The organism is Phytopseudomonas seleniipraecipitans (assembly GCF_900102335.1).
Lineage (GTDB): Bacteria > Pseudomonadota > Gammaproteobacteria > Pseudomonadales > Pseudomonadaceae > Aquipseudomonas > Aquipseudomonas seleniipraecipitans.
Genome location: NZ_FNBM01000001.1, coordinates 625,023 through 650,367 on the forward strand (window position 1 = coordinate 625,023; position 25,345 = coordinate 650,367).

At 60.9% G+C, this 25,345-nt stretch carries 22 protein-coding genes; 17 read left to right on the forward strand and 5 right to left on the reverse strand.

Annotated elements, in window-relative coordinates; genetic code table 11:
- The first annotated feature begins 149 nt into the window (after nucleotides 1–149).
- A complete protein-coding gene (locus BLS60_RS02865; protein ID WP_092364401.1) occupies nucleotides 150–683 on the forward strand; it encodes an REP-associated tyrosine transposase in 534 nt (177 codons plus the stop codon).
- A gap of 101 nt (nucleotides 684–784) precedes the next feature.
- Here the strand turns inward: BLS60_RS02865 and BLS60_RS02870 are convergent, their stop codons facing one another.
- Complete coding sequence (locus BLS60_RS02870) at nucleotides 785–1,954, reverse strand: cyanate transporter (RefSeq protein WP_092364404.1); 1,170 nt, start codon at nucleotides 1,952–1,954, stop codon at nucleotides 785–787.
- Nucleotides 1,951–2,853, reverse strand: coding sequence for a DMT family transporter (locus BLS60_RS02875; RefSeq protein ID WP_092364407.1), 903 nt, complete (start codon nucleotides 2,851–2,853; stop codon nucleotides 1,951–1,953). The genes BLS60_RS02870 and BLS60_RS02875 overlap by 4 nt, the downstream gene beginning before the upstream one ends.
- A gap of 83 nt (nucleotides 2,854–2,936) precedes the next feature.
- Between BLS60_RS02875 and BLS60_RS02880 the strand changes: the two genes are divergently transcribed.
- The 5 genes from BLS60_RS02880 to BLS60_RS02900 all read left to right on the forward strand — a co-directional run bounded on the left by BLS60_RS02880 (nucleotide 2,937) and on the right by BLS60_RS02900 (nucleotide 5,805).
- Nucleotides 2,937–3,434 (forward strand): MarR family winged helix-turn-helix transcriptional regulator, encoded by a 498-nt coding sequence (locus tag BLS60_RS02880; protein ID WP_092364410.1) that lies wholly within the window; start codon nucleotides 2,937–2,939, stop codon nucleotides 3,432–3,434.
- Between the two features lie 17 nt (nucleotides 3,435–3,451).
- Complete coding sequence (locus BLS60_RS21705; RefSeq protein WP_276325640.1) at nucleotides 3,452–3,574, forward strand: hypothetical protein; 123 nt, start codon at nucleotides 3,452–3,454, stop codon at nucleotides 3,572–3,574.
- A gap of 673 nt (nucleotides 3,575–4,247) precedes the next feature.
- Entirely contained in the window at nucleotides 4,248–4,793 is a 546-nt protein-coding gene (locus tag BLS60_RS02890) for a PAAR domain-containing protein (protein ID WP_092364416.1), read from the forward strand.
- Complete coding sequence (locus BLS60_RS02895; protein WP_092364419.1) at nucleotides 4,790–5,512, forward strand: N-acetylmuramoyl-L-alanine amidase; 723 nt, start codon at nucleotides 4,790–4,792, stop codon at nucleotides 5,510–5,512. Before BLS60_RS02890 ends, BLS60_RS02895 begins: the two co-directional genes overlap by 4 nt.
- Nucleotides 5,509–5,805, forward strand: coding sequence for a hypothetical protein (locus BLS60_RS02900; protein WP_092364422.1), 297 nt, complete (start codon nucleotides 5,509–5,511; stop codon nucleotides 5,803–5,805). Before BLS60_RS02895 ends, BLS60_RS02900 begins: the two co-directional genes overlap by 4 nt.
- A 180-nt stretch (nucleotides 5,806–5,985) precedes the next feature.
- Here the strand turns inward: BLS60_RS02900 and BLS60_RS02905 are convergent, their stop codons facing one another.
- Nucleotides 5,986–8,019: an HD domain-containing phosphohydrolase gene (locus BLS60_RS02905; protein ID WP_244153345.1), complete on the reverse strand. Its 2,034-nt coding sequence runs from the start codon at nucleotides 8,017–8,019 to the stop codon at nucleotides 5,986–5,988.
- Nucleotides 8,020–8,178: 159 nt separating this feature from the next.
- On the opposite strand from BLS60_RS02905, the gene BLS60_RS02910 reads away from it, so the two are divergent.
- Nucleotides 8,179–8,643, forward strand: coding sequence for a FecR family protein (locus BLS60_RS02910; protein ID WP_070881640.1), 465 nt, complete (start codon nucleotides 8,179–8,181; stop codon nucleotides 8,641–8,643).
- Nucleotides 8,644–8,656: 13 nt separating this feature from the next.
- Nucleotides 8,657–9,250, forward strand: coding sequence for an OmpA family protein (locus BLS60_RS02915; protein WP_092364428.1), 594 nt, complete (start codon nucleotides 8,657–8,659; stop codon nucleotides 9,248–9,250).
- Between the two features lie 17 nt (nucleotides 9,251–9,267).
- On the opposite strand, the gene BLS60_RS02920 is transcribed toward BLS60_RS02915, so the two are convergent.
- Complete coding sequence (locus tag BLS60_RS02920) at nucleotides 9,268–11,388, reverse strand: CHASE2 domain-containing protein (RefSeq protein WP_244153346.1); 2,121 nt, start codon at nucleotides 11,386–11,388, stop codon at nucleotides 9,268–9,270.
- Nucleotides 11,389–11,865: 477 nt separating this feature from the next.
- On the opposite strand from BLS60_RS02920, the gene BLS60_RS02925 reads away from it, so the two are divergent.
- The 6 genes from BLS60_RS02925 (at nucleotide 11,866) to BLS60_RS02950 (ending at nucleotide 19,730) form a co-directional block, all read left to right on the forward strand.
- Nucleotides 11,866–12,156, forward strand: coding sequence for a hypothetical protein (locus tag BLS60_RS02925; protein WP_092364431.1), 291 nt, complete (start codon nucleotides 11,866–11,868; stop codon nucleotides 12,154–12,156).
- Between the two features lie 421 nt (nucleotides 12,157–12,577).
- Nucleotides 12,578–12,880: an ArsR/SmtB family transcription factor gene (locus BLS60_RS02930; protein ID WP_092364435.1), complete on the forward strand. Its 303-nt coding sequence runs from the start codon at nucleotides 12,578–12,580 to the stop codon at nucleotides 12,878–12,880.
- 152 nt (nucleotides 12,881–13,032) lie between these two features.
- On the forward strand, nucleotides 13,033–14,007 hold the full coding sequence (locus tag BLS60_RS02935) for a zinc-dependent alcohol dehydrogenase family protein (protein ID WP_092364438.1): 975 nt from the start codon (nucleotides 13,033–13,035) through the stop codon (nucleotides 14,005–14,007).
- Nucleotides 14,008–14,044: 37 nt separating this feature from the next.
- A complete protein-coding gene (locus tag BLS60_RS02940; RefSeq protein WP_092364441.1) occupies nucleotides 14,045–14,377 on the forward strand; it encodes an antibiotic biosynthesis monooxygenase family protein in 333 nt (110 codons plus the stop codon).
- Nucleotides 14,378–14,700: 323 nt separating this feature from the next.
- On the forward strand, nucleotides 14,701–18,804 hold the full coding sequence (gene hrpA, locus BLS60_RS02945; RefSeq protein ID WP_092364444.1) for an ATP-dependent RNA helicase HrpA: 4,104 nt from the start codon (nucleotides 14,701–14,703) through the stop codon (nucleotides 18,802–18,804).
- Between the two features lie 41 nt (nucleotides 18,805–18,845).
- On the forward strand, nucleotides 18,846–19,730 hold the full coding sequence (locus BLS60_RS02950; RefSeq protein WP_092364447.1) for a serine hydrolase domain-containing protein: 885 nt from the start codon (nucleotides 18,846–18,848) through the stop codon (nucleotides 19,728–19,730).
- Nucleotides 19,731–19,884: 154 nt separating this feature from the next.
- On the opposite strand, the gene BLS60_RS02955 is transcribed toward BLS60_RS02950, so the two are convergent.
- Nucleotides 19,885–20,790, reverse strand: a complete 906-nt coding sequence (locus BLS60_RS02955; RefSeq protein WP_092364450.1) for a LysR substrate-binding domain-containing protein — start codon at nucleotides 20,788–20,790, stop codon at nucleotides 19,885–19,887.
- A 159-nt stretch (nucleotides 20,791–20,949) separates the two neighbouring features.
- Between BLS60_RS02955 and ycaC the strand changes: the two genes are divergently transcribed.
- From ycaC to BLS60_RS02970, 3 genes are all read left to right on the forward strand, one after another.
- Nucleotides 20,950–21,582: an isochorismate family cysteine hydrolase YcaC gene (ycaC, locus tag BLS60_RS02960; protein WP_092364453.1), complete on the forward strand. Its 633-nt coding sequence runs from the start codon at nucleotides 20,950–20,952 to the stop codon at nucleotides 21,580–21,582.
- Between the two features lie 252 nt (nucleotides 21,583–21,834).
- Nucleotides 21,835–24,192: an FdhF/YdeP family oxidoreductase gene (locus BLS60_RS02965; protein ID WP_092364456.1), complete on the forward strand. Its 2,358-nt coding sequence runs from the start codon at nucleotides 21,835–21,837 to the stop codon at nucleotides 24,190–24,192.
- Between the two features lie 190 nt (nucleotides 24,193–24,382).
- Nucleotides 24,383–25,288 (forward strand): SDR family oxidoreductase, encoded by a 906-nt coding sequence (locus tag BLS60_RS02970; protein WP_092364459.1) that lies wholly within the window; start codon nucleotides 24,383–24,385, stop codon nucleotides 25,286–25,288.
- The last annotated feature ends 57 nt before the right edge of the window (nucleotides 25,289–25,345 follow it).

Genomic DNA, 25,345 nt, shown 5'->3' on the forward strand with positions numbered 1-25,345 from the left:
GAGTACTGGCCTGACGGGCACAGACGTAGGGCGTACTCGCGAAGCAGTACGCCGTGCGCCGGTATGGCGGACTGTTCGCTGGCGCTCTTGAGACCGACTTGCGTGGTTGGTCTAGGCTCTACTCGTTAGAAACGTCAAGGACGACGCATATGCCCAACTATCGCCGTGTATGGCGCCCTGGCGGTACCTACTTCTTCACCCATACCCTGCGTTTTCGACGCGGCAACGATCTGCTCGTGCGCCACATCGACACCCTGCGTGAAGCCGTGCGTGTCGTCCGGCAACGTCACCCGTTCGAGATACACGGCTGGGTGGTATTGCCCGATCACTTCCACTGTCTGATCGAACTGCCGCAAGGCGAGGTCGATTTCGCACTGCGCTGGCGCTTGATCAAGATGGTCTTCTCCCGAGCTGTACCGGCGGACGAGTGGCGTTCGAAGATTCTCCGGGATCGTCGGGAGCGGGGCATCTGGCAACGTCGTTACTGGGAGCACCTGGTACGTGACGAAAAGGATTTCAGGCGTCATCTCGATTACATCCACATCAATCCGCTCAAGCATGGCCTGGTGCCGCGAGTAGGCGATTGGCCATATTCCACGTTTCACCGGGATGTCGAGCGCGGGCTCTATCCCGAGGACTGGGCCGGACCCCCGGAGACCGACGCAAGCCTGTATGACGATTGACCTGGGCCAGGAGCGATCATGACACCCGATTCGCCACGTAGGGCGTACTCGCGAAGCAGTACGCCGTGAGCCGGTAGGGCGGACTGTGCTCCTGAGTCCGGCTAGTTGCTGAGTCGCGTATGGAAGTGCCCGCTGCCCGGCTTGAAGCGCGCGGCCATGACCATCAGCGCCAGGGTCGCCACGGCCATGGCCAGCCAGCTCAGTCGCAGGTCATCGGTGTACTGGCGCAGCAGCCCCGCCAGCAGCGGCGAGCAGGCGGCGATCAGGTAGCCGCCGCCTTGCACGAACGCCAGCAGGTCGCCGGTCTGCCGTGGATCATCAAGATGATCCTGAGCCACCACCAGCGAGAGCGGGAACAGCGCACCGATACCGATACCCACCAGGATGCAGATCGGCACGACCAGTTGCAGCGGTGCGAACAGCAAACCCAGCAGGCCGGCCAGCAGCGACAGCAGCACCACGGCCAGCAGCGGGCGGCGATCCGGGTAGCGCGCCAGCAGGCTCGAGGCCAGTAGGCCGGCGGCCACCTCGCAAAGCGTCAGCGCGGCCAGCAGCAAGCCGCTGGACTGCGCGCTCCAGCCCAGAGCGGTGTAGTAGGGCGGCAGCCAGGCCAGCACCAGGGTGTAGCCGGCAGTGCCGACGCCGAAGAACGCCATCAGTAACCAGGCTCTCGGCGAGCGCCAGGCGTCGAGGTGTTGCACCTCGCCAGGCGGTGGCGCGCTATCGGCCGGTGCCGCTTTGTTCCACAGCAGGCTCGCGCCGGCCGCTGGCAACGCCCACAGTGCCAGCGCCCAGCCCCAACCGATCCAGTGCGCGAACCAAGGCGTGAGCGCCGCGCCAAATGCCGCGCCGCCCATGATCGCACAGCTGTAGAAGCCGATCAGGCGGCCACTGTCGTTGCTGAAGCGTGCCTTGATCAGACCAGGCAACAGCGCCTGCACGAACGCAATACCGGCACCGGCCAATAGCGCGCTGACGATCAGCGGTGCCGCCTGAGGCAGCACGCCGCGGATTGCGCAGGCGAGGGCGATCAGCACAACGCCGACAAGAATGCCGTTCTGCTCACCCAGGCGCCGGCGCAGCACGCCGGCCGCCAGCGCCCCGAGGCCCATGATGACGATAGGCAGGCTGGTCAACAGGCTGGCGCCGACATGGCCCAGACCGGTGTCGAGCTGGATGCGGTCGAGCAGCGGGCCGAGCGCAGCCAGCACCGGGCGCAGGTTGAGGCCAAGCAGCACGATGGCGAGTAACAGCAGGGGCTGGCGTTTCATGACTTGTTCTCCTGCGCACCGCGCCACGCCACCAGCAAGACACCGCCGACGATGCACAGCGCCGCCAGCAACATCGACAGGCTGCCGTGCTCGCCCAGCAGGGTGACGGCCATTGCCGCACCGAGCATCGCTGCCACCGAACCGATCTGGCTGAGGTATACCGCGCCGGCCAGCTTCTGCAGCACGAAATACAGCGCGTAGACGATGGCGAACAGCGCCATCTGCACCAGCAGCAGGCTGACCGCCGGCCCGCTGTGCAGCGCCGGGGCGAGCGTCACGTCGAACAGGGCCAGCGGCAGCAGGAGCAGGGCGCCACCCAGCAGCATGCCCGGCGCCAGCGACAGCGGGCTGGCACCGGCCGGCCAGCAGCGCGAACGGTAGATGTTGCCCAGGCCGAGAAAGACCGGCACCGCCAGCGCGGCGAGAATCCACAGTAACGGGCTGTCGCCGCTGTGCATCTTGTCCAGCGCCAAAAGCAGGCTGCCGCTCAGGCCAATGCAGATACCCAGCAGGCGCACCCGGCTCAACGGCTCCATGCGCAGTGCCAAAGCCAGCAGGTAGGTGATCAGCGGCGGAAATGCCAGGCACATCGACGCGAAGCCCGCACCCACATGGGGAATCGAGCTGAACAGCAAGCCATTGGGCAGGGCGATGCTCAGCAAGCCCGAGGCCAGGTAGTAGCGTTGCAGGCGAGGGCTCAATCCTGGCGCTTCGCCACGCAGGCGGGTGAACAGCAGCAACAGCAGGCCGCCACCGAGCAGGCTCCAGAGCAGATAGGCCACCGGCGACCAGCCCGCGGCGCTGGCCAGTTTCACCAGGTTGCTGGTCAGCCCCATCAGCGCGCCGATGCCGAGCAACAGCAGAAGTGACAAGAGCGGTCGTGATTGTGGGGCGGCCATGGCTGGTTCCATCCAATGAATACGCTAAGATGGAAACATTCTTTTTGAAAAGTATCTTGATGGCAAGATAAATCGAGGGCGATATGCAAGATCGTGCACAATTGGCCGCCGAACAGTGGCAGCAGCAACGCCCGGACCTGGACGGCTTTTCCATGGCGGTGATCGGCCGCCTGGCCGAGCTGTCCCACGTTATCAGCCGCGACCACCTGCTGCCGTTCTTCGCCGAGCACGGCCTACAAGCCGGCGAGTTCGACCTGCTAGCCACCCTGCGCCGCTCGGGCGAGCCCTACGCATTGATGCCCACTGCGTTGTACGAGAGCGCGATGATTTCCTCGGGCGGTATGACCAGCCGCATCGACCGCCTGGAAAAGGCCGGATTGATTGAGCGCCGCCGCCACCCCAGCGACCGCCGCGGCATTCTGGTGGCGCTGACACCTGCCGGTTTTGCACTGATCGACAACATGCTCGTCGCCCACGTCGCTAATCTACAGCGCGTGCTCGCTGCCCTCAACGACGAGGAAAAACAGCAACTGCACGCGATCACCGGCAAGCTGTTGGGCAGCCTAACTGCAAGCGGGTGAATCAGGAGAAGCGAGCCTTGTTGCTCACGGTATTGATCATTGGCGTGACCGCCCAGTTGTTCTTCGCCGGCCTGCTGCTGGTGGGCTACCTGAGCCGGCGCCGCGGCTGTCCAACCTTTGGCATCTACTGCTGGTCGTAGGGTTCGGTCTGTATCTGCTCTATGTGAATCACTGAGGTAGAACTGTCCAGAATGAATGTTAGGGGAGAGATAGATCATGGAGGGATGTTCAACGTCATCGGTTTCATATTTGAGGTCGCATTCAGGGCACTTGGGCTCTGGGTATTGAAGGTGATGACGTTCGGGCATTATCGCGATACCAACAGCTATCTGTATTTCCTACCGAACTTCGTTGGTTGCGTATTTTTTCTTGTGGTGCTGTTTGTCGTTGCGCTGTGTTTATCGGATTAAAGGGCCTCATGTAGCTAACTGCCGCTGCGGATGAAACTCGTAAGGTGGACGACGCGTTATTTGTCCACCATTGGGTGGTGGCGACGCTGGATCAACGATCAGCTAGGTAGCGTGGATCGGGGCGAGCAGCTGACGCCTCATCCGTCCCTCGGAAACGCAAGGGGGAACGCGTCAGGATCGCTCCCGCGCTTCAGCGAGGTAGCACAGTCCAGGGCGCTCCGCGCCCGTACGGGCCGGTGACATGCACCAACAGCGGGCGCAGAGCGTCCTGGAAGTCGTTGCCACGCGGAGCGTGGCAACGATCAGTAATAGTGACATCCCCCGATTTGCATATCGCGCGGGGTTTCCACGATAAGGCGCAGGTAGTATCCGCTTTCTGTCTGTGTATCCAAGGAGCTTCACCATGAGCGGAAGGCCGGCGGCTCGCCAAACTGACCCCACCTCTTGTCCACTGCCAGGCCATGGCGTCAACCCCGTTGCCATCGGCTCACCCGATGTGTTGTTCGACAATCTGGCAGCCGCGCGCGAGACTGACACAAGCGCTTGTGGAAGCCCCCTAGTGTCGGGGTTATCCTCGACCGTAATTATCAATGGTTTACGCGCCGCCACTGTGGGCAGCAGCGGCTCTCATGGCAATACGGTCATCATGGGGTCTGGCACCGTGATAATCGGTGACAGCCATACCCCCGCGTCCTTCACTGCGCCAGCTCCGCTCCAGTTTCAGAAAACCTTCGCCCAAGTATTCAGCATTACCCATAGTGAAACCGGTAGCCTGCTCGCCTATCGAGAGTTCGTCGCAGTGGTGGATGGGCGTGAAACGTTTGGAGTGACGGATGGCAGCGGCCTAGCCCATATACAGGCGCCTTCAGCAGACTCTGCAATTTCATTGCACGTCTTGTTCAAATCCCCAGCACGCACGCTCAAGGAACTGTCGGAGGGCAACCAATGACCGGCAAATCTTTCAAGACTACGACCAAGGCTCAAGAAGTGAAGATTGGCCAGCCGCTCGATCCAGTAGCGGTCATAGTTGATGACCGAGCTGCAACTCGCGAGGCAATCATCCGAAAGGTACGCTCTTTAGAACATCAGTTTGTCGAGCGTTCCGAGTGGGGAGCCATCTCAGCAAAGGACCGGATGGCGTCAGATTGGGATTATTCAATGATTGCTTTTCACCATGCTGGACGCAGCTACAGCTGCGGGCATGGAGCTGATCAGATGAAGGACACTCAAGAAGAACAAGTTGGCAATAAATATGACGACATCGCATATCACTTTGGGATTGATTGCAGTGGGGTTATTTATGAAGGTCGGGATATTCGCCTAAAGGGCGGCAGTGTTCGAGGATATAACACCGGTGTTATTGGGGTGGTTTTCTTGAATAATCTCACCATTGCCGCCGAGGGGGATGATATTTGGGCATTGGGGCGTGAGACCATCGAGCGCCTGGGAGTTAACACGACCGACGTCATACCGTCTCTCCAGATTGATGCAGCCACCAGTTTGATCAGTGCTCTTAAAAGCGTATTTTTGATTAAACAATTGGGCGGGCATCGTGAGTTTCCGGGACGAGCTGCCGACGGAAAAATTTGCCCAGGCAATGTTGGGATGGAATTTGTTAGGAACATGAGGGTGGTTACAGGCTTACTGCCGCCGCCGACTTTACCATGAAAAAAAAGATGATCCTTGTTTTGATGATTTTTGCATTTTTACTTTTATGGCTGAACATCGGCGTTTATGAAACACACTTCGCTGAAGATAATCGCGCTGTGTTTTTTATCAAAAAACATCCAGCGTTACAGGTTAGGTTCGAAAATATCTTCCTGACGGATGAAGATGACAAACCGATCGACCGGCTGAGCAACGAGGAGCGGAGCGTGGTAATAAATTACTGCAAGTACAGGCTGGGTATTAAAACCGAACTGAAAACGCAGGAAGAATTGGAAGTTTGCAAGTTCATGTGATTTCCCCGCAAAGTTAAACATTGGGAGAGAAAAGGGGTGGATTTATTTATTGGCAGGAAGGCCCGCCTCTGGTCATTAGCTGCAAATAACCTCCGACGGTAGTTCAGCCTAAAGACGCCAAACCTCAGGCTAATCTCGTGCGCCTTGAGCATTCATCTTGAGAAGCGCGCCTCCTTCAGCTTAAGACGCTGGTTCCTCGGGCAGGAAGCGGCGAACGTCGATGGCGTCGATCTGGTCGGGGTGCAGGTGGCGTTCGGCGTAACGCATCGGCAGGCCTGCCTGCAGAAAGAGGGCGAACAGGTCGGCATCGATGTGGCCCTTGTCGCGCAGGTTGGCGAGTATTCCGATCGACTCCGACAAAGTCTTTGCCCGCTTGTACGGCCGGTCGGAGGCGGTCAGCGCCTCGAAGATATCGGCGATGGCCATGATGCGTGCGGGGATGGACAGCTGGCTTTTGTCCAGTTGCCGCGGGTAGCCCGTGCCGAGAAGGGTTTCGTGGTGGGTGCCGGCATACTCCGGCACCCGCTTGAGGTTGGAGGGAAGCGGCAGGTTTTCGAGCATGACGATGGTCTGGATGATGTGTTCGTTGATCTTGAAGCGCTCTTCCTCGGTGAGCGTGCCGCGGCTGATACTCAGGTTGTAGAGCTCGCCGTAGTTATAGAGGTGCTCTGGCACGTTGATCTTGAAGCCGTACTTGGGGTCGAGCGCTTTGGTCTCGGGGCGTGGGAAGATATGTTGTTGCTTGTCTGCCAGTAGCCGCTCAACTGCAGGCAGCGGTGCCACGGGCAGTTCGGCAACACGCGCCAATTCGGCAGGGGAGAGCCCGAGTCGATCATCGAAATGCCGCAGCCACGTACGTTCACCCGCTTTATGAAGGGTGCCGACGTGCTCCGGGTTCATCAGTTCGCCGCCGATGTTGCACTCGGCAATGAACGCAAACTCGTTCTGCAGCGTCTGGACGAGGTCTTGATACTGCGTATCGGCTTCCAGTCGATCATGGCCGTCTAGCATGCGTTGTAGGCGCTCGATCTGCGCATCGCGCAACAGCACTTCAAAACGCATGCGCACTTCATGGATGCGGTTGTAGATCGTCTCCAGCTTGGTGGCTTTGTCGACCACGTGTTCCGGCGTGGTGATCTTGCCGCAGTCGTGCAGCCAGGCACCGATCCGAAACTCGCGCCATTCGTCTGCAGTGGTAAAGCGGAAGTTTTCCAGCGGCCCTTCGCTGACATTGCTGGCAGCCTCGGCGAGCATCATCGCCAGCTCCGGCACACGTTCGCAATGCGCGCCGGTGTAGGGGCTTTTGGCGTCGATGGCACCGGCGAGAATTTCGATCATGCCGTCGATCAAGGCACGCTGCGAGTCAATCAGATTGTGGTTTTCCAGCGCAACGGCTGCCTGGGAAGCCAGTGCGCCGATGAACGACACCACTTGCGGCGAGAAGGCGATCACCTCACCTGTTTCGGTGTCCAGGGCGTTCATGAACTGCAGCACGCCGATCACTTCGCCGCCGCGTGGCGCCAGGGGTACGGTGAGCATGGAAACGGTATGGAAGCCGGACTCGCTGTCGAAACTGCGCGTGCCGCTGAGGTCGAAACGGCTCTCGGCATAAACGTCGTCTATCACCACGGTTTCGTTGTGCAGTGCGGTGTAGGTCGACACGTGCCGCTCGTTGGGCAAGCCGGTTTGCGGGTCGTGCAAAGGGATTTCAATCGTCGGCAGCTCGTCATCCATGGAGCGCAACGCGAAGCGCAGGGTGTTGTGCTCGGTTTTGAGGTACATGGTGGCGGCTTGGGCATTGCAGATGCGTTTGCCCTGCATGAGGATATGGCGCAGCAGCGCATCCCGGTTGCGCTCCGAGGACAACAGCAACCCATTCTCGACCAGGCTGGAAAGCTTCATCTGCGAAATCTGCAGCGCTCGGGTCTGGCTTTGCAGGGCCGCTTTCATCTCGATGTGGTTGCGGTTGAGGGTTTCAATTTCGGCAAACATCGACGCCGGCTGCAGCTCACCGGAAAAATCCATCTGGCGGATTTTCTGCGTGTCTTGCACCAGCGACTTGATGGTGCGATCGAGGCTTTCCATGCCGTTGAGCACCAGCGGCATGGTGCACAGCACGATGCCGATCGACAGACAAAGCGAAACCACTGGTGGTACGCCCACGGTTAGCGCCAAGATAGGCGCCAGCTGCAAAAGCAGGAACGTGGTGATCACCAGATTCCTGCTCTTGAACCGTAGCCTGAATCGCTGCTTGATTTGCCCTAATGACATACTGCAACCTGCGCTCGGATCCCATCGCGTGCTACTTGTACAGCCAGCCACGCAGCGGTCTGCGGCCGTATGTGCAACGCTCAGTTCAATCAGGGAAATAGAATGAAAAAGAAGATTACTGTGTTTGCTCGCTTCACGATATGGCCGCTTGCTGGCGCCTTGCTGACTTCGGCCGCGCTCGCGGTTGAACCAGCCACATCAATAGGTTACGTGATGAAGGTACAGGGAGAGGCTACCGTCAGCATAGATGGCACAACGCAATCAGCGACGATTGGTACCCCGTTGTACGTCGGCAGTGTGGTGAAAACTGGTCCGGCGGGGTCGATGGGGGTAACGCTGAGGGACAACACATTGATGTCTTTCGGCCCCAATAGCGAAATGACCCTCGATGAGTTCCTGTTCGATCCAGCCCAGGAGGAGTTGAAGCTCAGTGCCAAGATTACCCACGGCACGCTTGACTACATTTCCGGCACCATCGCCAAGCTCAAGCCCGAAGCGGTGGAGATCAACACCCCGACCGGCACCATCGGCGTGCGCGGCACACACTTCCTCGTCAAGGTTGATTGAGTTCGGATACGGCATGTCTCGACAATATACCCACGCAGTCGCCCTGTTTTTTCTTGCTTTGCTGGGCGGATGCGCGTCCAAACCGTATGTAGTGCTGGTCGCCAGCCCCGACGGAAGTACCGGTGCGATTGAAGTTCGCACCGCCAAAGGCATCACGCGGGTGGACCGGAGGGACCATGCCGTCAACCTCGACGGCAGCAGTGCCACGTCTTTTCAGGTGGCTGAACCCAAACTCGACAAGGACTTCTCCGCCGCACGAGCCGCGCAGCCGGCGTTGCCGAAAAGCTATCTGCTGTACTTCAAAACCGGTGGCACCAGCCTGACCGAGAAGTCCCAGGCGGAAATTCCGGAGGTGCTGCAGACCGTGAGGGAGCGTGGGCCGTCGGCGGTTTCCGTGATCGGCCACACCGACACGGTTGGCAGCAAGGCTTACAACGAAAAGCTGGGGCTGTCGCGCGCCCGTGATATCGCCCGTCAGTTGCAGGAAAACGGCCTGCAGGCGCTTGAGCTCGTCGTTACCTCGCACGGCGAAGACAACCTGTTGCTGAAGACGCCCGATAATACTCCCGAGCCCACCAACCGCCGCGTCGAAGTCACCGTACGCTGAGCCTGCTTCGGCAGGCTTTACTTGCGGCGCATTTCGAAGCGGATGCCGTGTTCGTCGTTTAGCAGGCGACGTAGGTGAAAAGCGACCAGCCCGTCCCATGGGCGCTGGTCGCTCAGCGTGACGAACGCCGACACGGCAGTAGGATCACCCGCTTGCAGGAGCCGATAGGCCGCCTCGTACGCCTCGTCGCAAGTGCCAATGGATTTGACCATCGCCTCAACCGGCTCGAACACCTGCACGGACTCGTCCTTTCCCTTGAGCCGTACCTCGCCGACGGGCCGCATTGGCACCTGTGGGCAGCTCTGGCGAATCGCCTCGGAGGCGCACACCAGAGTGCCGAGCTGCTTGTTCAAGCTCTCCAGACGTGCCGTGGTGTTTACCGGATCGCCGAGCGCCCGGTAATCGAAAATCATCGATCCACCAAAGTTACCCACCACCACTTCGCCGCTATGCACACCGATGCGTGTGTGCCCGAAATCGATGCCTTGTTCGCGCAGTGATTCCACGTAGGACTGGGCGAAACGATTGATCTCCAGCGCGCATGAAAGCGCGCGCTGCTGGTGGTCAGCCTGCGGGATAGGGGCGGAAAACATGATCGCCACTGCGTCGCCAACGATTCGATCCAGGGTGCCTTCATGGCGGAACGCGATGGCGATGACCTGCTCTAGGTATTCATTGAGCAGGCTGACCGCCGATTCGGGCGTACGACGCTCCATCATCGAGGTAAACCCGGTGATGTCGGTGAACACAAAGCTGCACATCTGTCGCTGGCCGCCGAGTATCAGTCGCTCCGGATGGGCCACCAGGTGCTTGACCAGGTTAGGGGATACGTAGCGAGAGAAGGCTGCGTGTACCCAGCGCTGTTCGCGCTCGGCAGCCATGTGGCGGACGATGCTGGCGGCGCCATACACCAGCATCAACCCGATCGACGGGGTGAACAGGTCGAGCAGCAGCCTGTGCGCCACGAAGCCATACCAGGCCGCCGCGTTCAGCAGCGCGACCAGCACGACCATGAGCACGGCCGATGCCAGCGCAGGAATACTCAACGCCAGCAGCCCCAGCGCCAAACCACCCAGCAGCAACGTCAGGCTCTCCACCGCCAAGGACCAGCCCGGCCGAAGCAACAGGGTATCCGTGAGTATCTGCTCGAGCGCCTGGGCGTGGACCTCCACCCCCGGGATGATCCCGCCCAGCGGACTGAAACGCAGGTCCTGCAGTCCTTGTGCTGATGTGCCGATCATGATGATTGCGCCTGCAACAGGCGGCGCAGACCCTTCGAGTACCTGCCAGGCAGGTAGGCTACGGCTGGGTTGTGGGCCGGTGAAATACACCCAGAGTTCGCCGCTTGCAGCAGTGGGAATCTGTAAGCGGCCAATGTCGACGCGCTGAACCCCGGACTCGCTACTGATGATCCGGTATCGACCACTGCGCTGCGCTACGCGCAGGGCTTCGGCCACCAACGATGGGCGCAACTCCCCAGCCAGCGACACGAACAGCGGCACGCGCCGCACTACACCGTCGGCATCAGGCCTGAACGTCATGGCACCAACGCCACGGGCCGCTTGCTCCAGCTCTGCCAATGGGCGGCTTGCACCTTGGAAGGCAGGCACGAATGAAAGCGGCGACTGGCCTTGCAGCACCAGGCCGAAGCGGCTCAGCGGCGGCCCGACGGCGCTGCTGCTTTGTTCGGCGGCAAAGCCGAGCACCGTGTTACCGGGTTTGAGTACGTCGGCGAGCTGCGCGTCATGATCGGGCAAGGCTGCCAGCTCGGCGGCCAACCCCGGTGGCAGTTGATTGCCACGCAGCAGTTGACTGGGCGAGGTGCGGTCCGGCTCGGCGAACAGCACATCGAACACGATCGCGGCTGCGCCGGCCTGCTCAAGCTTATCCACCAGCGCCGCGACCTGCGTGCGGGGCCAGGGCCACTGGCCGATGCGCCTCAGGCTTTCTTCATCGAGGTCGACGATACGCACGGGCGCATCCTGATAAACGCGTGGATGCCAACGCTGGTACTGGTCGAAAACCGCGTTGCGGACCTTCTGTACCGGCATCGGATCGAGCAGAAACACGAACACAAGGCCCAGCAAGACGGCAAGGCAAAAGCCGCCTCCCAGTGGAAACAGACGGAATCTAGGCACGCTCAACGCTCTGGGCAGGATGGAGAAACAGCAACTTGGTCAGCGAAGATACCGAAAAAAGAGCTGCATAGGGCGGGTACATCCTATCCGCGACAGTGCTGCTCCTTGCTTCAACGAGTAAAGCCGATCTCGTACCAACCGCCTACGCTCGAATTACCCGGAACCGGCTGCGAACCCGCTGCAGATCGTCCTTTGTCAGGCAATTGAGACGAGGCCAGGAGAGCGGTGGCTTACCCTCGCTGGCAAGTGGATTTGCAGCTGTACCAGCGGGTTGACGATACCGTCGGCTGCCAATGAACCACCTGCTGAATCCGAGCCAGGGGGGCTGACCACGCCTATAAACGCTTGGCATCAACGCCGCGGGCCTACGATTTTGTGAAGCAGGCCGCACAAAGTACCAAGGTCTTCCGCGCAGACTCAGCGGCGGCTTCTCAGAGCATCACCGGTCGATTACCCACGGCTAATTCAGGAATTGGAATGATGATCTTCATCGGCGGATTGATCGAATGGATTGTAGATTTCGTCACTGACGCCTGGCTTGTGCGGAAGCGGCGCTCCCTGAATAAACGGGCCGATACCTCCTGGCGAGGGGCAGGGGCGGACGTTGCCTTTCTGGACGGGCTGACAGTGATGTTGTCAGCCTTCGCGGTGGTTAGCTTCGTCGTGCTGTATTTCAGCTTTGAGCTGTCATTCGGCCTCGCCTTTTTCGTCTCAGCGGTGCCGGTTGGGCTTTACATCGCTTACCGGTGGATCAGGTTAATGAATTGATTTCCGAGCTGTTGTCTTTCCTTGGAGTCGCCAGGATGGGCAGCATGGTGAATTTCTTTCAGCTCTGCCAACGGTCTGCGCTGGGTCGGGTCGTGCATCCGCAGTCTGTGTACCGTCCTGGCCAATTTATACCCGTGCAATAACGCTATTTGCATGCCCGAACCCCGAGCGTGATTGATGCCCGTTTTGCTGGACACGACGGCTAAGCCTCCACTGGCGATACGCATGGGCTGCATCGACCTGTGCCGACATTTCCAAGATGTCATCCATTTCTCCTCTCGGCAGCGAAGCGCCAGTGGTTGCGGGTTCTTTCTCCGGCAGAGGATACGAGGTGGACCGTAAGGGCAGCATCCCCGATGGCTGCCTGACGAGCGGGTGACTATAGAATTGACATATCGGTAAATCTCGATATTATCGAGTCATGGAATTAATCAACGTATTCAAAGCGCTCTCGAATCCGACCCGCCTGCAGATCCTGAAGGGCTTGAAGGATCCCGTGAAGAACTTCCCTCCACAGGATGAAGGGGACGTTCATACAGTGGGCGTTTGCGTCAGCAGCATTCAAGAAGGTATCGGGCTGTCGCAGTCAACGGTGTCTGGCTATCTGGCGACGTTGCAGAGAGCTGGCCTGGTCAAGGTCAGGCGCATCGGTCAGTGGACCTATTACCAGCGTAATGAAGAAAGCATCCGTGCTCTTGCCGAGATCATTGGCAAAGAGTTGTAGTCATTTAAGTGGAAATATCGACAAATCTCGATATCCAATTTTAACGAAACGGGAATTTTCTATGACCTGAGATCGCACAGTAACCGCGTAAATTTCAAACCTTTTATATCGAGAAATAGCGATATCTAATTTAAACGAAACGAGGAATTACCATGAAAGCGATGATCCTTACCTCATTTGGCGGCCCCCAATCATTCGAGCTGCGCGAGGTGCCCAAGCCGGTTCCGCAAGCGGGACAAGTTCTGGTCCGTGTCCACGCCACCTCCATCAACCCTCTGGATTTCCAGGTCCGCCGTGGTGACTATGCCGATCTGGTGCAGCTGCCGACGATTACCGGGCATGACGTGTCGGGGGTAGTCGAAGAAGTCGGGCCGGGCGTGACGAGCTTCGTGCCTGGCGACGAAGTCTGGTACACCCCGCAGATTTTTGATGGCCCTGGTAGCTACGCCGAGTACCACGTGGCGTCGGAAAGCATTGTCGGTAAGAAGCCTGCTTCGCTGAGCCATCTCGAAGCGGCCACCCTGACCCTGGTTGGCGGCACGGCCTGGGAAGCTCTGGTCGTGCGTGCAGGACTGCGAGTGGGGGAAAGCATCCTGGTGCACGGCGGCGCGGGAGGCGTCGGCCATGTGGCGATCCAGTTGGCAAAAGCGATAGGCGCGCGAGTATTCACCACCGTGCGCGAAGAGAACTTTGAGTTCGCGCGCAGCATGGGTGCCGACGTGCTCATTGATTACACAACGGAGGATTACGTCGAGGCCGTTCTGCGCGAAACCGGTGGCCGCGGTGTGGACGTGGTGTTCGACACCATTGGCGGCGACACCTTGACCCGTAGTCCCGATGCGCTCGCACAACTGGGCCGCGTGGTCTCGATTGTGGACATTGCAAAGCCACAGAACCTCGTTCAGGCGTGGGGCAAGAACGCCAGTTATCACTTCGTTTTCACCCGACAGAACCGCGGCAAGCTTGATGAGTTGAGTGCGTTGATCGAGCGCGGTCAGCTACGGCCACATGTCGGCGCGGTCTATTCGCTTGCTGACCTTGCGCTGGCACATGCCCGCCTGGAAAGCCCCAACAATGGCCTCAAGGGAAAAATCGCGATTGCCATCGAGCCATCGCTCCTCCCGTAACAGCACGTAGCTGCCCACGTCATTTTTGGAGAACGCCATGATTTATGAAATTGCTCTGCTGCCTGTTCACAAACAACACATTGAACAGTTCAAACGTGTATTCGCCGAGGTTGCTCCGTTGCTCCAGCGCGCAACGGGTTACGACGGCCACATGCTCGCGAAAGGGATCGAGACACCCGAGCACCTCAACTTGATCGTGCGCTGGCGATCACTCAATGATCACCTCAGCTTCGAGGCGAGCGAAGACCATCGGGTGTTCATGCTGGGTCTGGAGGAATATTTCTCCGCAGAGCCAACCGTCTACCACATTGAGGGTGCAGCGTTTATCACCGGCGAACAGGCTGACCAGAGCAATGCCTTTGGCAGCTGATGGGGCATTGCTGGTTTGCTTTAAAGGGTCTGTCGTTGTGAGCTATAGGCAACTTGATGCGGGTAATTGGTAGTGGTTGTGATCGATCTGACAGCCCCGCTTGCAGTCCGGGGCTGTCAGGTCAAACCCAGTTATTCAGGGCGCTGACTGCTTGCGGCTAGCCGCATGAGGCCCAGAGCAAAAGACTGCGCCGACCGGCTGCTGCTGGCGAAAGTCGCCGCTCTCGATAGCCCGCTCCGCCACCGTCCCTCGGCCGCCTGGCCTGCACGCGCAGGGGTGTAATCTGCGACAATCGCATCTTTATCCGCGACTGCCCGAGCCTGATGACTGACGCCCCCTTCGATTTCGCTGCGCTGCAGAAGAACCTCGACCACGCCATGATTACCGACCGCCATCGCCTGCGGCGGCAGTTGCATGAGCTGCAGAAAAAGCCCGACGACGCCAAGCAGGCGCAGTGGCTGGAGCGCTTTCAGGCGTCCTGCGCCAAGGTCGAGGCGCGGCGCTTGAGTGTGCCGGTAATGCGTTACGACGACGCGTTGCCGATCGCGGCCAAGCGCGACGAGATCAAGGCCGCGTTGGAAAAGCACCAGGTCCTGGTGATCGCCGGCGAGACCGGTTCGGGCAAGACCACTCAGTTACCGAAGATCTGCCTGGAGATCGGTCGTGGTCAGCACGGCCTGATCGGCCATACCCAGCCGCGGCGTTTGGCGGCGCGCAGTGTGGCGACACGGGTGGCCGAGGAGATCGGCACGCCGTTGGGCGAACTGGTCGGCTATCAGGTGCGTTTCGAGGACCAGAGCAAGGACACGTCGCTGATCAAGCTGATGACCGACGGCATTCTGCTCGCTGAAACCCAGCACGACCGTTTTCTGGAGAAGTACGACACTATCATCGTCGACGAGGCCCACGAACGCAGTCTCAACATCGACTTCCTGCTCGGTTACCTGAAAACCCTGCTGCCGCGCCGACCCGACCTCAAGGTGATCATCACCTCGGCGACCATCGACCTGGAGCGCTTCTCCAAGCACTTTGGCGGGGACGGGATGCCGGATGCGCCTATCGTCGAGGTCTCCGGGCGCACCTATCCGGTGGAAACCTGGTACCGGCCGCTGGCTGCCGAGGTGGACGAGGAAGGTGAGCGCCTGCTCGATGACCTCACCGTCGATCAGGGCATTCTCGCTGCGCTGGACGAGATCGACGCCCATGAGAAAAGTGTCGGTCAGCGCCCCGGCGACGTGTTGATCTTCCTGCCGGGCGAGCGCGAGATTCGTGACGCTGCAGAAGTGCTGCGCAAGGCCAACCTGCGCTTCACCGAAGTGCTGCCCTTGTATGCGCGGCTGACGCCGGCCGAGCAGCAGAAGATTTTCGCGCCCATGGCCGGGCGCAAGATCGTGCTGGCCACCAACGTCGCGGAAACCTCGTTGACGGTGCCCGGCATTCGTTACGTGATCGACAGCGGTACCGCGCGCATCAGTCGTTACAGCTACCGCGCCAAGGTGCAGCGCCTGCCCATCGAGGCGGTTTCCCAGGCCAGCGCCAACCAGCGCAAGGGCCGTTGCGGGCGGGTCGAGCCGGGCATCTGCGTGCGCTTGTACAGCGAGGAGGATTTCCTCGGTCGGCCGGCATTTACCGATCCGGAAATCCTGCGTACCAACCTGGCGGCGGTGATCCTGCAGATGCTGCACCTGCGGCTGGGCAGCATCGAGGATTTCCCCTTCATCGAGCCGCCGGATGGCAAGGCCATCAGCGATGGTTTCAACCTGCTGCAGGAGCTGTCCGCGGTCAATCGCGAAGGGCAACTGACCCCGCTGGGCCGCCAACTGGCGCGCCTGCCCATCGATCCGCGCCTGGGCCGCATGGTGCTCGAGGCGGCCAAGCTCGGCAGCCTGCCAGAACTGCTGATCGTCGCCAGCGCCCTGTCGGTGCAGGACCCGCGTGAGCGGCCGATGGACCGTCAGCAGGCGGCTGATCAGGCCCATGCGCAGTGGAAGGATGTGGATTCCGACTTCGCCGCGCTGATCAACCTGTGGCGCGGCTTCGAGGAGAAACGCCAGGAGCTCGGTTCCAATCCGCTGCGCAGCTGGTGCAAGAAGAACTTCCTCAACTACATGCGCCTGCGCGAGTGGCGTGATGCCCACCGCCAGTTGGTACTGCTGGCCAAGGATCTGCAACTGGCGCCCGGCAAGTCATCAGCTTCCCAAACTCATGACGTGGGTAGGGCGGACAACGCCGCAGGCTTGTCCGCCAAGGTGGACGGCTCCGGCAGTACGCCCTACGAGAAAGGCGAGCGTGCCGCGCCGACCACCGACACCAAGGTCAATGTGATCCTGCGCGAGCAGGCCGAGGCCAGCGAAGCCGCGCAGCGCGCCAAGGGCTACGCGGCCGTGCACAAGGCGATCCTCAGCGGCCTGCTCAGCCAGATCGGCCAGAAGACCGAGGAGGGCGACTTCCTGGGTGCCCGCCAGCGGCGCTTCTGGGTGCATCCGTCGTCGGTGATCGGCCGCAAGAAGCCCAACTGGATCATGGCCGCCGAGCTGGTCGAGACCACCAAGCTGTTCGCCCGCCAGGTCGCCAAGATCGAGCCGGACTGGATCGAGCCGCTGGCCGGTCACCTGATCAAGAAGAACCACTTCGAGCCGCACTGGGAGAAGAAGCGCGGCCAGGTTGTGGCGTACGAGCAAGTCACCCTGTACGGCATGATCATTGTCGGTCGTCGCCCCGTGCATTACGGGCCCATCGACCCGCTGGCGTCCCGTGAACTGTTCATCCGCGAGGGGCTGGTGCGTGGCGAAATCAACAGCCGCACCAAGTGCCTGAGCGCCAACCGCGTGCTGCTGGAAAAGCTCGACGAACTGGAAGCCAAGGCGCGCCGCCGCGACATTCTCGCCGACGAGGAAACCCTGTTCGCCTACTACGAGGCGCGCATTCCCCAGGACATCTACCAGACCGCGACCTTCGAGAGCTGGTACAAGCGTGAGAGCGCCAAGGATCCGCAGCTGCTGATGATGCGCGAGGAGGATGTGCTGGCCCGCGAGGCGCTGGAAGTCACCGCGACCCAGTATCCGGATACCTTGCACATCGGCGAGCTGCAGCTGCCGCTGACCTACCACTTCGAGCCCAATCACCCGCGCGACGGCGTGACCCTGCGGGTGCCCGCGCCGCTGCTGCCACAGTTGCCGGGCGAGCGCCTGGAGTGGCTGGTGCCGGGGCTGATCGAGGCCAAGGCTATCGACCTGGTGCGCGGCCTGCCCAAGGCGCTGCGCAAGAACTTCGTGCCGGTGCCAGACTTCGTCGGCGCGGCGCTGAGCAAGCTGACCTTCGGCCAGGGCAGCCTGCCGGAAAGCCTCGGTCGCGAACTGCAACGCATGACCGGCGCGCGGATCAGTGAAGAGGCATGGGTCGAGGCGACCCGCCAGCTCGAACACCACCTGAAGATGAACATCGAAGTGGTCGACACCCACGGCAAGCCCCTCGGCGAAGGCCGCGACCTGGCCGAACTGACCGCGCGCTTCGCCGAGGCCAGCCAGGCTGCGTTGGCCATCCCGCAGACCGACAAAGTGCAGAAACCGGTGGAGGCCAAGGGCTTCGCCCAGGTCGCCGAGAAGACCCAGCAGAAGGTCGCCGGGCTTTCCATGACCGTGTTCCCGGCGCTGGTGGAAGAGGGGGGGATAGTCAAAGAGGGACGCTTCCCGACCCAGGCCGAAGCCGAGTTCCAGCACCGCCGCGCCCTGCAGCGCCTGTTGCTGCAACAGCTGGCGGAGCCTGCCAAGTTCCTGCGCGGCAAATTGCCGGGGCTGACCGAACTGGGCCTGCTTCACCGCGACCTGGGCCGAGTCGATGCGCTGGTCGAAGACATCCTGCTGGCCAGCCTCGACAGCTGCATCCTCGAAGGCGAACAGCCGCTACCGCGCGACGGCGCCGCATTGGCCGCCCTGGCTGAGAAGAAACGCGGCGCCTGGGCTGACCACGCCGAGCGGCTGGCGCGTTTGACCCTGGAAATTCTCAAGCTCTGGCACGGGCTGCAGAAGCGCTTCAAGGGCAAGATCGACCTGGCCCAGGCCGTGGCGCTCAACGACATCAAGGCGCAGCTCGGCAATCTGGTGTATCCCGGCTTCGTGCGTGAAACGCCGGGCGAATGGCTCAAGGAAGTGCCGCGCTACCTCAAGGCCATCGAACAACGCTTCGACAAGATCGCCGCGCAACTGCAGCGCGACCGGGTGTGGAGCGGCGAGTTGGCGGGCTACTGGGAGCAGTACCAAGCACGCCTCGGCAAGCACCTGCAGGAAGGCAAGCGCGATCCCAACCTGACGCTCTATCGCTGGATGCTCGAGGAGTACCGCGTGTCGCTGTTCGCCCAGCAACTGGGCACTAAGATGGCGGTGTCGGACAAGCGCCTGAGCAAGCAGTGGAGCCAGGTCGAGGGTTGATGGAGCTTTTGTAGGGATTGGGCGTTTCAGGAGAGAGTTGGATGTCGACATTTGCATGCTCGCTCGTGGTGAATGGCCAGCTCTCGGTTGCTGACCGCCAGGAACCACTCGTACCCTGGTGGAGTTTCACCAAAACGGTATTGGCTGCAACCGCGCTGACCCTGGTGCGCGATGGTTTGCTGTCGCTTGACGAGGTCGTGCTGGGCGGCCCGTTTACGCTGCGGCAACTGCTGAAGCACGAAGCTGGCCTGGCCGATTACGGTGAGCTTGCCGACTATCACGCCGCTGTTGCCCGGGGCGACGAGCCCTGGCCAGCCAGCGAAATGCTCGAACGCCTAGACGCAGCGCGTCTGCGTTATCAGCCTGAAGTGGGCTGGGGTTATTCCAATGTTGGCTATCTGTACGTCGCCAGAATCATTGAGGCACGCACTGCAACTTCGCTGGAGAGCGCCATCCAACAGCGGGTACTACAGCCGCTCGGCGTAACATCTGTTCGCCTGGCGAAGACGCCTGCCGAATTGGCCGACGTCGATATGGGCAGCGCTGCTGGCTATCACCCTGGTTGGGTTTATCACGGGCTGGTGGTCGGCTCGTTGTCCGATGCTGCGTTGCTGCTGGACAGGTTGCTGGGTGGCAGTCTGCTGCCTGCAGAGCTGTTGGCGCAGATGCAGGAACGGCGGGTTTTGGGTGGGCCTCTTCCTGGTCGTCCATGGATCGTGGCTGGCTATGCACTGGGTTTGATGCAGGGTGATATCGAGGGGGATATCTTGCTCAGCGGTCACACCGGGGCTGGCCCGGGCAGCGTGATTGCGGTTTATCGCTGCATCACGGACGCCGGTCCGGCGACCTGCGCGGTATTTCAGAAAGACGCTAAAGAGGGTGATGTGGAAGCTCACGTGGTCGCCGCGCTTCGTCACTGCCGCTGAGACGTTTCTCGTAGCCTGGGTCGAGCGCAGCGATACCCAGAGCGATTTCCCTGGGTGTCGCTGCGCTCGACCCAGGCTACGGCGAGTGGAGGGATAACCAGCGTTGCGAGCCAAGTAGGGTGGATGGCGCGTCTTTCATCCACCGTTTCATCGATCACGCCATATCGCTCTCGCGAAACTCCTCGGCGAGAAAGTCGATCAGCGTACGCACCGATGGCAGCAGGCCACGGCGTGACGGGAAGATGGCGTGGACGATGCCGCACTTGGGTTCCCAGCCCGGGAGCATTTCCACCAGGGTGCCGGCGTCTAGGTCTTCACGCACCGCGACCCTCGGCACGTGGGCGATACCGACGCCGGCCAGGGCGCCATGGCGCAGGGCGATCAGGTCATCGGTGACCATGCGCGGGCGGTGTGTGATGACCCGCTTGGCATTCTCGGGGCCGAGCAGTTCCCATTGGTACTCACGCTGCGAACCGCCCCAGTGCAGGCTCGGTAGCGTGCCGAGGTCTTCGGGTGAAAAGTCTTTCGGTAACTGCGCCAGAAAATCCGGGCGGCCCACCAGGCATTGCCGGCTGTTGCCCAGCACCTTCATCACCATGTCGGTGTTCTCCAGCGGCGGGAAGCGCACGCGCAGGGCGATATCGAACCCCTCGTGGAGCAGGTCGACGCGCCGGTTGGTGCTCTCGATGAACAACTCCACGGCCGGGTAGCGCAGCATGAAGCGGGTCAGCATCGGCCCGACCCAGGAGTTGAGCAGGGTGGTCGGGCAGGCCAGGCGCACCAGGCCACGGGGCTCGGCGAGGTTACGTTCGATCACCTCGGCGGCGCCTTCCGCCTCCACACGCATGGCCACGCAGCGCTGGTAGTACGCCTGGCCTATCTCGGTCAGCGAGCAATGCCGACTGGTGCGGTGCAGCAGGCGCACGCCGAGGCGTTCTTCGAGCAGGGCGATGCGCCGGCTCAGTTTCGATTTGGGGATATCCAGTGCACGCCCGGCCGGTGCGAAGCCGCCGTGCTCCACCACCTGGGTAAAGTAATAGAGCGTGTTCAGATCTTCCATAAATTATCCGTTCTAATAATGGAACGCTGTGGGCGATTTTTGCCGTCTGGTGCGCGAAGGGTGTCGAATTTAATCTTTATCACACGCAGCGACAACTGCACGACACCAACCAATTCCAGCCGAACGAATCGGCAGCTCACTAAAATCGAGGACCGCGCCATGACCACTTCCTACACCTACAACCGCCTGGACAAAGACAACGCTGCCGTTCTGCTGGTCGATCACCAGGCCGGTCTGCTCTCCCTGGTGCGCGATATCGAGCCGGACAAGTTCAAGAACAACGTGCTGGCCCTGGCTGACCTGGCCAAGTTCTTCAACCTGCCGACTATCCTCACCACCAGCTTCGAAACTGGCCCCAACGGCCCGCTGGTACCCGAGCTGAAGGAGATGTTCCCGGACGCGCCGTACATTGCTCGCCCTGGCCAGATCAACGCCTGGGACAACGAAGATTTCGTCAAGGCGATCAAGGCCACTGGTAAGAAGCAGCTGATCATCGCCGGCGTGGTGACCGAAGTCTGCGTGGCGTTCCCGGCGCTCTCGGCCCTGGAAGAAGGCTTCGACGTGTTCGTGGTGACCGATGCCTCGGGCACGTTCAATCAGATCACCCGTGACGCCGCCTGGAACCGCATGGCGGCAGCCGGTGCGCAACTGATGAACTGGTTCGGCGTGGCGTGTGAGCTGCACCGCGACTGGCGCAATGATGTGGAAGGGCTGGCGAAGATCTGCTCCGACCACATCCCGGACTACCGCAACCTGATGACCAGCTACAACGCGCTGACTGGCAACAAATAACGCACCGCTCATACCCGCAGGCACCTCTCAGGTGTCTGCGGGTGTTTGTTTTTACCTCAGTCGCTGGCGGCAGGCAGCACCGTCAAATGCGCTGAATGGACGGGCTTGTCCGCGTATCTACTTGAGCCGCTGCGCTTGCTCAGACTGATTACCCGCGTGCCTGAGCGCCCCTCCTGACCGTAGGGCCATTTACCCGAACCTTTCCCGACAGGGTTTCGTCGTACCTGTACAGACCACGTGCAGGAGAGGGGAATGCTGACTGATCCGAAAACCCGCTACCGACCCTATACCCATGCTTCCGGAGGCTGGGGCTCTGCCAAGTCGGTGGCGAGTATTCTGTGGCAAGAAAAAGCACTGGCGAAAATCGGTGCAGCCCTGGCCAGGCAGAACAAGCCCAAGGGCTTTGCTTGTGTGAGTTGCGCCTGGGCCAAGCCTGACGATGCCCATCCTCTGGAGTTTTGCGAAAACGGCGCCAAGGCGACCGCTTGGGAGCTGACGGCAAAACGCACCCCTCCGGCGTTTTTTGCCGAGCACAGCGTCACCGAGCTACGGGGCTGGTCGGCTTATGCACTCGAGCAGCACGGCCGGCTGACTCACCCTCTGCGCTACAACGCCAGCACGGATCGTTACGAAGAAACCAGTTGGGAGACTGCCTATCAGGAGATCGGCGCAGGTCTGCGCGCGCTGGAGCCTAAAGAGGTGGTGTTCTACGCCTCTGGGCGCGCCTCGCTGGAGGCGTCATTCATGTACCAGCTGTTCGCCCGCGCTTATGGCAGCAATAACCTGCCGGACAGCTCCAACATGTGCCACGAGAGCACCTCGGTAGGCCTGCAGGAGAGCATCGGTGTACCGGTCGGCACCGTGACGCTGAACGATTTCGAGCACACCGACTGCCTGTTGTTCTTCGGCCAGAACGTTGGCAGCAACAGCCCGCGCATGCTTCATCAGCTACAGGAAGCGCGCCAGCGCGACGTGCCGATCATCACCTTCAATCCGCTGAAGGAGCGTGGTCTGCAGGAATTCGTCAATCCGCAATCGCCTACGCAGATGCTCGGGCCTGAGTCGACGCAGATCAGCACCCAGTATCACCAAGTCAATATCGGCGGCGACACGGCGGCCATCACCGGTATCGCCAAAGCGTTACTGGAAATGCACGACAGTGCGTTGCAGCGGGGCCAGCCCGGTCTGCTCGACGAGAATTTCATCGCCACGCATACCAGCGGTGCGGAAAGCTTCATGCGCTACGTACGTGAGCAGAACTGGGCGAGGCTGGAGGCAGTCACCGGCCTCACTCGTGCCGCCATGGAAGCGACGGCCGTGACCTACGCCAAGGCGCAGCGAGCGATGATCGTCTACGGCATGGGCCTGACCCAGCACCGCCAGGGTGTGCAGAACGTGCAGATGCTGGTGAACCTGTTGCTGCTGCGCGGCAATATCGGCAAACCCGGTGCCGGTATCTGCCCGGTGCGCGGGCATTCCAATGTGCAGGGGCAGCGCACCGTCGGAATCACTGAAGATCCGGCCAAGGTGCCCGGTGAGTTGATCGAGCAGCACTTCGCGTTCAGCGTACCGGAAGAGATGGGCACGTCCACGGTGGATGCGTGCAGCGGCATGCTCGACGGCAGCGTGCGCGGCTTCGTCAGTCTCGGCGGCAACTTTCTGCGTGCCGTGCCGGATACGTCGCAGATGGAACCTGCCTGGCAGCGATTGAAGCTCAATGTGCAGGTAGCCACCAAACTCAACCACTCTCACCTGTTACCAGGCGAGCAAGCCTGGCTGCTGCCGTGCCTGGGGCGTATTGAAATCGATCGCCAGGATGGCATCGAACAGTGTCACAGTACGGAAGACAGTACCGGTTGTATCCATGGCTGGCAGGGTGTCAGCGAACCGGCCAGCGAGCACCTGCGCTCGGAGCCGGCGATCATCGCCGGTCTGGCGCGTGCCACTTTGTCGCCGCAAGTCGCCATCGACTGGGAGGCCTGGCGCCGGGATTATTCGTTGATCCGCAAGGCGATCGCCACGATCTACCCGGAAATCTTCCATGACTTCGAGCGCCGCATGTGGGAGCCGGGCGGCTTTCATCGCCCGTTGGGCGCGGCCAAACGAGAGTGGGCCACCGAGAGTGGCAAGGCGCAGTTCGTCACACCCGAGCACCTCATCGCCGATGATGACGTGCAGGCGCCTTATGCGCGACGCGATGTTCTGCAACTGATGACGATCCGCAGTAACGACCAGTTCAACACGACCGTTTACGGCTACGACGATCGTTTTCGCGGCGTACATGGCACCCGCTCGGTCATTTTCATGAACACCGACGATATCGTTCGCCTCGGCCTGGCGGGGGGCGATTGGGTCGATGTGACGACGGCCGTGGAGCCGGAAATCGAGCGCCGGGTCGGGCCACTGCAGATCCTCGCTTACGACATTCCGCAAGGTTGCTGCGCGGCCTATTACCCGGAATGTAATGCGTTGGTGCCGCTTTGGCACCATGCCGAGCGCAGCAAGGTGCCGGCCGCCAAATCGATACCGGTGACACTGAGCTTGAGCACGGCAAGCGCTCCGGGCGACACGTTGCCGGAGCGTGGGCGGGTGATCGCCGCGCAGGGCTAGCCGTCGCTATGCGGCGCCCAGCCCAACTGCTAATCCCGAAAGTGGAGCTATCACGCTCCACTGCTCGGAAGGGTGGAACTTCAAACGGCGGCGTTTTTTCCTAATTTCGACGCGGCAATTTCAACCGCAGCGATTGCGCCTCGACCAGCGCAACTGCTGTGAGACCACCAGCCACCGGCAGGAGTAACTAATGAACCGTAATACCTCCAACCAATACGCCATGCAGAACCCGCTGACTCAATATCCTCAGCCCGAGTTTCCGCCTCAACATCAACCCGAGCCTGGCTTGGACAGCAAAATGGCCCCGGAGCCCGACCATGGCGAAGAGAGCTATGTGGGCTTTGGTCGTCTGGCTGGGCGCAAGGCGCTCGTCACCGGCGGCGACTCCGGCATTGGCCGGGCTGCCGCTATCGCCTTTGCCCGTGAAGGCGCCGATGTGGCGATCAATTACTTGCCGGAAGAAGAGTCGGATGCTCAGCAAGTGGTGCAGCTGATCCAGGCCGAAGGGCGCCGCGCGGTAGCCATTCCGGGCGATCTCAAGGATGAAGCGTTCTGCGTTTCGCTGATCAAGGTCGCGGTCGAGGCACTGGGCGGCCTGGATATCCTGGCCAATGTCGCCGGTAAGCAGATCGCTCAGCAACATATCTCCGAGCTGACTACCGAGCAGTTCGATCACACCTTCAAGACCAACGTCTACGCGCTGTTCTGGCTGTGCAAGGCTGCAGTGCCGCACATGCCGCCGGGCGCGACAATCATCAATACGGCGTCGATCCAGTCTTATGACCCGTCCAAGACGCTGCTCGATTACGCCTCGACCAAGGCGGCCATCGTGGCCTTCACCAAGGCACTGTCGAGCCAGGTGATCGAGCAGGGCATTCGGGTCAATGCGGTTGCTCCAGGGCCAATCTGGACTGTGCTGCAGCCCAGCGACGGGCAGCCGCAGGAGAAGATTCCGACCTTCGGTTCGCAGACCCCCATGAAACGCCCAGGCCAGCCAGCTGAATGCGCGCCGCTTTATGTGATGTTGGCGTGTCAGGAGTCCAGCTACATCACTGGCGAAACCTTCGGGGTGACTGGCGGCAATCCACTGCCTTGACCCTGGCAAGCCTGCCGCTCGTCTGCGGCGGGCTTTTCTGGCTCAGGCGTCACACGC

What these genes read in the sequence shown, in the direction of transcription:
- BLS60_RS02865 (WP_092364401.1), top strand. Translation starts at nt 150, where the DNA reads ATGCCCAACTATCGCCGTGTATGGCGCCCTGGCGGTACCTACTTCTTC.
- BLS60_RS02870 (WP_092364404.1), bottom strand. Translation starts at nt 1,954, where the DNA reads ATGAAACGCCAGCCCCTGCTGTTACTCGCCATCGTGCTGCTTGGCCTC.
- BLS60_RS02875 (WP_092364407.1), bottom strand. Translation starts at nt 2,853, where the DNA reads ATGGCCGCCCCACAATCACGACCGCTCTTGTCACTTCTGCTGTTGCTC.
- BLS60_RS02880 (WP_092364410.1), top strand. Translation starts at nt 2,937, where the DNA reads ATGCAAGATCGTGCACAATTGGCCGCCGAACAGTGGCAGCAGCAACGC.
- BLS60_RS02890 (WP_092364416.1), top strand. Translation starts at nt 4,248, where the DNA reads ATGAGCGGAAGGCCGGCGGCTCGCCAAACTGACCCCACCTCTTGTCCA.
- BLS60_RS02895 (WP_092364419.1), top strand. Translation starts at nt 4,790, where the DNA reads ATGACCGGCAAATCTTTCAAGACTACGACCAAGGCTCAAGAAGTGAAG.
- BLS60_RS02900 (WP_092364422.1), top strand. Translation starts at nt 5,509, where the DNA reads ATGAAAAAAAAGATGATCCTTGTTTTGATGATTTTTGCATTTTTACTT.
- BLS60_RS02910 (WP_070881640.1), top strand. Translation starts at nt 8,179, where the DNA reads ATGAAAAAGAAGATTACTGTGTTTGCTCGCTTCACGATATGGCCGCTT.
- BLS60_RS02915 (WP_092364428.1), top strand. Translation starts at nt 8,657, where the DNA reads ATGTCTCGACAATATACCCACGCAGTCGCCCTGTTTTTTCTTGCTTTG.
- BLS60_RS02925 (WP_092364431.1), top strand. Translation starts at nt 11,866, where the DNA reads ATGATGATCTTCATCGGCGGATTGATCGAATGGATTGTAGATTTCGTC.
- BLS60_RS02930 (WP_092364435.1), top strand. Translation starts at nt 12,578, where the DNA reads ATGGAATTAATCAACGTATTCAAAGCGCTCTCGAATCCGACCCGCCTG.
- BLS60_RS02935 (WP_092364438.1), top strand. Translation starts at nt 13,033, where the DNA reads ATGAAAGCGATGATCCTTACCTCATTTGGCGGCCCCCAATCATTCGAG.
- BLS60_RS02940 (WP_092364441.1), top strand. Translation starts at nt 14,045, where the DNA reads ATGATTTATGAAATTGCTCTGCTGCCTGTTCACAAACAACACATTGAA.
- hrpA (WP_092364444.1), top strand. Translation starts at nt 14,701, where the DNA reads ATGACTGACGCCCCCTTCGATTTCGCTGCGCTGCAGAAGAACCTCGAC.
- BLS60_RS02950 (WP_092364447.1), top strand. Translation starts at nt 18,846, where the DNA reads ATGTCGACATTTGCATGCTCGCTCGTGGTGAATGGCCAGCTCTCGGTT.
- BLS60_RS02955 (WP_092364450.1), bottom strand. Translation starts at nt 20,790, where the DNA reads ATGGAAGATCTGAACACGCTCTATTACTTTACCCAGGTGGTGGAGCAC.
- ycaC (WP_092364453.1), top strand. Translation starts at nt 20,950, where the DNA reads ATGACCACTTCCTACACCTACAACCGCCTGGACAAAGACAACGCTGCC.
- BLS60_RS02965 (WP_092364456.1), top strand. Translation starts at nt 21,835, where the DNA reads ATGCTGACTGATCCGAAAACCCGCTACCGACCCTATACCCATGCTTCC.
- BLS60_RS02970 (WP_092364459.1), top strand. Translation starts at nt 24,383, where the DNA reads ATGAACCGTAATACCTCCAACCAATACGCCATGCAGAACCCGCTGACT.